A 1585-nucleotide genomic window follows, 5' to 3' on the forward strand; every position below is an offset into this window, starting at 1 on the left:
AACGATCAAACAAAACTTGCCGATGCGGTATTTAATTTACTAGATCAAAATGGCAAGGTACTTAAAACAGATTTAAAAACAAACAGTGAAGGTAAAATCGTTGTCGAAAACTTACGTCCTGGTACGTATCAATTCGTTGAAACAACGGCTCCTGAACACTATGATTTAGACAAAAAACCAATTATATTTACAATTGAAAAAAGCCAAAAAGATATCGCTACCGTTACTATGAAAAATAGTTTAACAAAAGGCGGCGTGGAACTTTCTAAAGTAGATGACGTTGATGGCACTACTCTTGAAGGCGCAGTATTTAAAATTGCAGATATGAATGGTACTGTAATTCGCAAAGATCTTGTTACGAATCAACAAGGTAAAATTAGCGTTTCTGACCTACGTCCTGGTGATTATCAATTCATCGAGACAACAGCTCCGAAACACTACAATTTAAACAAAGAGCCAATTCCATTCACAATCACACAGAGCCAAGCTGAGCCTGTCTCTGTTACAGCTACAAATAGCTTAACGAAAGGCACTGTGGAGCTTTCTAAAGTGGATGATGTTGATGGTACCGCTCTTAAAGATGCGATATTTAAAATTACTGATATGAATGGTAATGACATTCGCACTGAGCTTACAACAGATGTACATGGAAAAATTTCTGTTTCTGATTTACGTCCTGGGGACTATCAATTTATTGAAACGAAGGCTCCTGAACACTATAAATTAGATAGTACACCTATTAAGTTTACAATTAAGAAAAGCCAAAAAGAAAAGCTCCAAGTTACTGCTACAAATAGCTTAACTGAGGGTGCTGTAGAATTAATAAAAGTGGATGATGCCAAGAAAAACACAACACTTGAAGGGGCAGTATTTAAAATTGTTAACAAGGATGGACACGACGTCCGTACCGATTTAACTACTGATAAAAACGGCCGTTTAGTTGTGGATGAATTACCACCAGGAGACTATGGGTTTATCGAAACAAAAGCTCCTGAACACTATGACTTAAACGAAACACCTATTAAGTTCACAGTTAAAAAAGGCCAAGAAAAAATCACCTCTGTTACTGCTACGAATAGCTTAACGAAAGGTGCAGTTGAATTAATTAAGGTCGATGACATCGACAGCACTACTCTTGAAGGGGCTATCTTTAAAATTGTGGATATGGATGGCAAGGATGTTCGTTCTGATTTAGCTACTGATAAAGATGGTAAGATTTCTGTTTCTGATTTACGTCCGGGTGACTATCAGTTCATTGAAATGAAAGCTCCTAAGCATTACGACTTAAATCAAAATCCTATCAAGTTTACTGTTGAAAAGAGTCAAACTGCTAAAACTTCTGTTACTGCTACTAACAGCTTAACGAAAGGCGCTGTTGAATTAACTAAAGTTGATGACATCGACGGCACTATTCTTGAAGGGGCTATCTTTAAAATTGTGGATATGGACGGCAAGGATGTTCGTTCTGATTTAACTACTGATAAAGATGGGAAGATTTCTGTTTCTGATTTGCGTCCGGGAGACTATCAGTTCATTGAAATGAAAGCTCCAACTGGCTATGATTTAAACGTTAAACCAATTCCTT

At 37.0% G+C, this 1585-nt stretch carries 1 protein-coding gene; it reads left to right on the forward strand.

Going from position 1 to position 1585, the window contains the following annotated elements; all coding sequences use genetic code 11:
* The coding region (locus tag MR167_RS31375; protein WP_255787502.1) for an MSCRAMM family protein at positions 1–1585 on the forward strand (1585 nt) is incomplete at both ends.

This window comes from Bacillus cereus group sp. BfR-BA-01355, assembly GCF_022663675.1.
In the GTDB taxonomy this organism is placed as follows: Bacteria; Bacillota; Bacilli; order Bacillales; family Bacillaceae_G; genus Bacillus_A; species Bacillus_A thuringiensis_S.